This window comes from Streptomyces sp. NP-1717, from assembly GCF_022695985.1.
Lineage (GTDB): Bacteria > Actinomycetota > Actinomycetes > Streptomycetales > Streptomycetaceae > Streptomyces.
The window spans coordinates 1-5,405 of sequence record NZ_JAAPBF010000337.1 but is presented as its reverse complement, the minus strand read 5'-3'; the positions used below and the strand labels follow the sequence as shown (position 1 = coordinate 5,405).

Here is a 5,405-nt window from a genome sequence, read left to right as displayed (position 1 = left end):
AGTTGGCGGTGCCCCTGGACTACGGGAAGCCCGGTGGGCGGCAGTTGACGCTCGCCGTGTCGCGCGTGCGGAGCGAGGACCCGGCGGCGCGGCGCGGGACGCTGCTGTTCATCCCCGGCGGGCCCGGCGGGTCCGGGGTGCAGGCGCTGACCAGGAAGGGGAACGCGCTGCGGGAGGAGCTGGACGGGGCCTACGACGTCGTCAGCTTCGATCCGCGCGGGGTCGGCGGCAGTACGACGGCGAGTTGCGGGCTCGACGCCGACGACCGGTATGTGGCGAAGCTGCGGTCGTGGCCCGGCGCCGACGGGCAGATCGGTGAGAACCTGGCCCGCTCGCGCCGTACCGCCGAGGCGTGCGACGAGAACGGGGGCGCGGTGCTGCGGAGTTTCACCTCCGCCAACGAGGTGCGGGACATCGAGCGGTTCCGGCAGGCGCTCGGGGAGGAGAAGCTGTCGGCGTGGGGGACCTCGTACGGTACGTACATCGGTGCCGTGTACGCGCAGAAGTACCCGCAGCGGACCGACCGCTGGGTGCTGGACAGCAGCGGTGACCCCGACCCGACGCGTGTCGAGCGGGGCTGGATGGCGAACACGTCGAGAGCCGTGGAGGACCGCTTCCCCGACTTCGCGGCCTGGGCCGCCGACCCCGACCGGGACGAAGAAGGGCTGCGGCTGGCCGAACGGGCCGAGGACGTACGGCCGTTGTTCGTCGCGCTCGCGGCCCGACTGGACCGCACGCCCAAGGAGTCGACCACCGAGGGCAACCCGCTGACCGGCAACATGCTGCGCCAGGCTTTCCTCAACGGCCTCTACAGCGACTCGGCCTTCCCTCAGCTCGCCCGGCTCGTCCAGGCGGCCCAGGACCCGGCCGCCACGCCCGTCCTGTCCCCGGGCCTCGCCCAGCCGGTGCGTGACGAGGACGCGTCGGTCATGATCGCCGTGATCTGCAACGACGTGCGCTGGCCGTCCTCCGTGGGCGGATACGCGCGGGCCACGAAGGAGGACAGGGCCCGTTATCCGCTCACCGCGGGCATGCCCGGGAACGTCCTGCCCTGTGCTTTCTGGAAGAACGACCCGGCGGAGAAGCCGACCCGGATCACGGACCGGGGCCCGTCCAACATCCTGTTGATCCAGAGCCTGCGGGACCCGTCCACCCCGTACTTCGGCGCTCTGAAGATGCGTGAGGCGCTGGGCGACCGGGCCAGGCTCGTCACCGTCGACCAGGGAGGCCACGGCATGTACCTGGCCAACGGCAACGCGTGCGGCGACGGCAAGGTCACCGCGTTCCTGACGAAGGGCGAGCGCCCGGAGCGGGACGTGTACTGCGCGAGCTGAGCGTGCGGCTGTCCTCCGGGGCTCCCTATCCCGACATGCCGAACAGCTGGGTCCAGTACGTACCGGCCTCACCGCCACCGCGGAAGCCGATGCCTATGTGGGTGAAGTCCGGCTTCAGGATGTTGGCGCGGTGTCCGGGGCTGTCCATCCAGCCCCGGACCACCTCGGCGGCCGACCGCTGACCGCACGCGATGTTCTCGCCTATGCCCCGGTGTGTGCAGCCGGCCGCGGCGGCCCGGTCCCAGGGCTGCCGCCCGTCCGGACTCGTGTGCGAGTAGAAACCCCGCGCGACCATCTCGTCGCTGTGCGCCTGCGCGGCCGTCGTCAGCCGGGGATCGCCGGCCAGCGGGCGCAGACGGGCGGCCGCACGCTCCGCGTTCGTGAGCGCGACGACGTCTGACGCGAGGGACGCGAGCCCGTGCGGGGTCAGCGGGCGGGCCCACACCGCCGTCCAGAAGATGTCGCCGCCGGGGGCCGGGACCCGGGCGACGCCCACCTGCGAGAGGACCGGGTCGCGGACCGTACGGCCCATGCGCGGGTCGGTCAGGCAGTACGCCAGGAAGTCGGCCTCCGTACGAGGACCGGAGACGAGCTGCTCGGCGACGGTCAGATACGCGTACCCCTGTGCCGTGACCCGTTGGTAGAGGGACGTACCCGGACGGGGCGCGGCACCGAGCCGGCCCTCGGCCGCCATGCCCGCGCAGTGCGCCCGCGCCGCCGCCGCGAGGCGGGCGTCGGCCGTGACGGGCGGCGCGCCGGAGCGTGAGCGCTCGGCGTTGACGAGGGCGACCATGCCGTCACCGGGGACCGAAGAGGTGGTGGCGGCGGGCGGGGCGCCGTCCTCCGCCACCTCGATGCCGAAGTCACGTGCGACCCCGGCCAGTCCGTCCGCGTACCCCTGTCCGAGCGCGCGCAGCTTCCACCCGCCGCCCCGGCGGTAGATCTCCGCGAGCAGCAGGACACTCTCGTGCGTGGGGCGTGGCGGTGTGAACCGGGCGAGCGCCGGCCCCGGTCCGTCCGCTCGCGTCACCGACAACGCGGGCGGGGGCAGCCGGCCCAGCGGCACGGCCGGGTCGGCGGCGCTCACGACCACCGTGACCCGGCCGGCCCCGGAGCGCAGCCGCCCCACGTCCACCGTGACCGTGTCGCCCCTCAGACGCGCGCCGGGCGCCGACGGCTGGTTGTAGAAGACGAAGTCCCCGTCACCGGAGACCTTTCCGTCGTCACCGGTGATCAGGACGGACAGGTCGAAGGGGCCCGGCACCCGGATCGCGAGGACACCGCCGGGCAGGGACACGTTTCCGCCCTGGATCAGGTCGAGCATCGTACGGCCCCCTCAGTCTGCCCCGGCCCGACCGTCACGGGCCGTCTGTCCCGGCTCGCCGCTCCGGACGGTCGACGGTAGAACGCCGGACGTGAGCGGCCGGGTTCCCGGCCCGCCCCTCGTGGCCATCTCTCGCCAATTCGCGCGCTCCGGGAACTCGGGCCCGCCACGCCGCGACAACTCACAGGGACCGGCAAGGACGGGGACGGACGACCTGGAGGCCGATGTGACAGGCGATGTGACAGCCGATGTGACGGGCGATGCGACGCACGGAGCGCCGGACGACGCGACCGGCGGCGGCTGGTACGACGACGACAGCCTGTGGGTCGACTTCGCCCCCGCCATGTTCTCCGGCGCCCGCGCCGAGACCGTCGCCGAACTGGTCCGTACCGCCCCGCTGCTGGACTTCCCGCCCGGCTCGCGGGTCCTCGACCTGTGCTGCGGCCCCGGTCTCTTCCTCGTCCCCCTGGCGGCGCGCGGCCACCGGGTGACCGGCGTCGACCTGAGCCCGGCCATGCTGGAGCGTGCCGAGGCGGCCTGCCGGGAGGCGGCGGCGGACGTCCGGCTCGTACGCGAGGACATGCTCACCTACGCGGCCCCCGAGAGCTACGACGTGATCCTCAACGTCTTCACGTCCTTCGGCTACTTCGAGAACGCGGACGACAACGCCCGGGTCCTGCGCAACGCGTGGCACAGCCTCGCCCCCGGCGGCCGGCTGCTGGTCGACGTCATGGGCAAGGAGGTACTGGCGGGCTGGATCGGCCGTCCACAGGCTGTGGACCTGCCCGACGGTTCGTACATCGTGCAGCGCGACACCGTCCTGGACAGCTGGCGCAGACTCCGGACCGACTGGACGCTCGTCCGCGGGGAGAGGGCCCGTACCGCCTCCATCAGGTCGTTCCTCTACAGCGCCGCCGAACTGCACGACCTGTTCGTGGCCGCCGGGTTCGCGGACGTCGAGTGCTTCGGGGACTTCGACGGCGGTCCGTACGACCAGAGTTCGCGCCGGCTCATCGTCCGGGGCCTGAAGAAGTGACGCCCGGCGACCACCTGGGACGGGGTCCGCCCGCGCCCCGCCGCCCACCCCGGCACCACGTCCGTACGCCCTGCTCCACAGCCCTGGAGGACCCGTACGCCATGCCCCAGCTCAGCCCCGCCACCCCCCAGCTCACGGTCCCCGTGCACGACCACATCACCGACGCCATGAAAGCCCCGGCCTTCCTCCGGCTCTCCGGGAACGTGGTGCTGGCCCGCTTCGAGACCATGAAGGTGTACGCGGCGCTCGGCGCCGTACGCGCGCTGCTCGAACGCGGCCGGGTCGTGCCCGGCCAGACCCTCGTGGACAGTTCGAGCGGTATCTACGCCCTCGCGCTCGCGATGGCCTGCCACCGCTACGGTCTGCGCTGCCACATCGTCGCCTCCACCACCGTGGACGCCACGATGCGCGCCCAGTTGGAGGTCCTCGGCGCCACCGTCGACCAGATGCCGCCCTCGCGGAGCCTGCGGCTCGACCAGGAGCGGCGCGTCCGCCACGTACGCCAACTCCTGGCGCGGCGGACCGACTTCCACTGGATGCGGCAGTACCACGACGGTGTGCACCACACCGGCTACCGCGAGCTCGCCGACCTGGCCGCCGCCGCGCTGCCCGGGGAGGACCTGACCGTCGTCGGCGCCGTCGGCACCGGCGCGTCGACCGGCGGGCTCACCAGGGCGCTGCGCGCCGACGGGCGGACGGTACGGCTGGTGGGCATCCAGCCCTTCGGCAGTGTGACGTTCGGCAGCGAGGGCTTCAGCGACCCGGAAGCGATCATCGCGGGCATCGGCAGCTCCATCCCCTTCGGGAACGTGCGCCACGAGCTGTACGACACGATGCACTGGCTCGACTTCCGGCACGCCATGGCCGGTTCCGTCGCGCTGCTGCGGCAGCACGCGGTGTTCGCGGGGCTGTCCACGGGCGCCGCGCATCTCGTGGCCGGGTGGGAGGCGGCCCGTGATCCCCGCCGCACGCATCTGGTCCTCGGCGCCGACACCGGACACCGTTACGCGGAGCGGGTGTTCGCGCGGCACGCGGAGGCGTCCGACCCGGGCGCGCTGCGGCCCGAGCGCATCGACGAGCTCGACGAACTACGGCCACCCTGGGCCGTGTTGGAGTGGGCGGGCCGGCCCGCGCCGCCCGCCGCTGTCGTCACGCCCGAGAGCGAGGCCGTCCGATGACCGTCGCCGCCCTCGAAGCGCTCTCCTTCGGACTCGGGCGTACGGCGCGGGCCGCCCACGCCGCCGGGCACCGGTTCGTCCTGCTGACCGGTGACCGGAGCGTCTACCGCCATGAACTGGCCACCGCGCGAGGGGCGTACGGGGTGGACGTCATCGACGTCGACACCTTCGACCCGGACGCGGTGCGCGGCGCGCTCGCGAGCCTGCCGGACCTCGCCGGGTTGATCAACACGACGGACACCTGGAGCGTGCCCGCGGCCGACCTCGCACAGGAACTCGGTCTGCCGGGTCCGGATCCGGAGGCCGTAAAACTGCTTCGTGACAAGGCGCGCGTGCGGCGGACGCTGCACCGGGCGGGGTTGAGCGCGGGCACGGCGGTGGAGGTCGAACCCCGCCCGGAGAGCGCCGAGTTGGTGCGTGAGGCCGTCGGGCTGCCCGCCGTGCTGAAGGTGTCCGCCGGGACGTCGTCGCGCGACGTGTGGATCGTCCACGACTACGAGGGGCTGCGCGCGGCGCTGGGGGAGGCGGAGGAG

The 5,405-nt window shown here is 73.2% G+C and carries 4 protein-coding genes and 1 pseudogene; 4 read left to right on the top strand and 1 reads right to left on the bottom strand.

Going from position 1 to position 5,405, the window contains the following annotated elements:
- On the top strand, positions 1–1,334 hold a 1,334-nt coding region (locus GXP76_RS33765; RefSeq protein WP_242575435.1), incomplete at its 5' end, for an alpha/beta hydrolase.
- Positions 1,335–1,359: 25 nt separating this feature from the next.
- On the opposite strand, the gene GXP76_RS33760 is transcribed toward GXP76_RS33765, so the two are convergent.
- Positions 1,360–2,658, bottom strand: coding sequence for a CAP domain-containing protein (locus GXP76_RS33760; protein WP_242575434.1), 1,299 nt, complete (start codon positions 2,656–2,658; stop codon positions 1,360–1,362).
- A gap of 343 nt (positions 2,659–3,001) precedes the next feature.
- On the opposite strand from GXP76_RS33760, the gene GXP76_RS33755 reads away from it, so the two are divergent.
- From GXP76_RS33755 to GXP76_RS33745, 3 genes and pseudogenes are all read left to right on the top strand, one after another.
- On the top strand, positions 3,002–3,694 hold the full coding sequence (locus GXP76_RS33755) for a class I SAM-dependent methyltransferase (RefSeq protein ID WP_242575436.1): 693 nt from the start codon (positions 3,002–3,004) through the stop codon (positions 3,692–3,694).
- A gap of 101 nt (positions 3,695–3,795) precedes the next feature.
- On the top strand, positions 3,796–4,872 hold the full coding sequence (locus GXP76_RS33750; RefSeq protein WP_242575433.1) for a pyridoxal-phosphate dependent enzyme: 1,077 nt from the start codon (positions 3,796–3,798) through the stop codon (positions 4,870–4,872).
- Positions 4,869–5,405 (top strand): annotated as a pseudogene (locus tag GXP76_RS33745) (argininosuccinate lyase); the annotation flags it as partial. The gene GXP76_RS33750 and the pseudogene GXP76_RS33745, both read left to right, overlap by 4 nt.

Coding starts and splice junctions, on each gene's coding strand:
- GXP76_RS33760 (WP_242575434.1), bottom strand. CDS start 2,658: ATGCTCGACCTGATCCAGGGCGGAAACGTGTCCCTGCCCGGCGGTGTC.
- GXP76_RS33755 (WP_242575436.1), top strand. CDS start 3,002: ATGTTCTCCGGCGCCCGCGCCGAGACCGTCGCCGAACTGGTCCGTACC.
- GXP76_RS33750 (WP_242575433.1), top strand. CDS start 3,796: ATGCCCCAGCTCAGCCCCGCCACCCCCCAGCTCACGGTCCCCGTGCAC.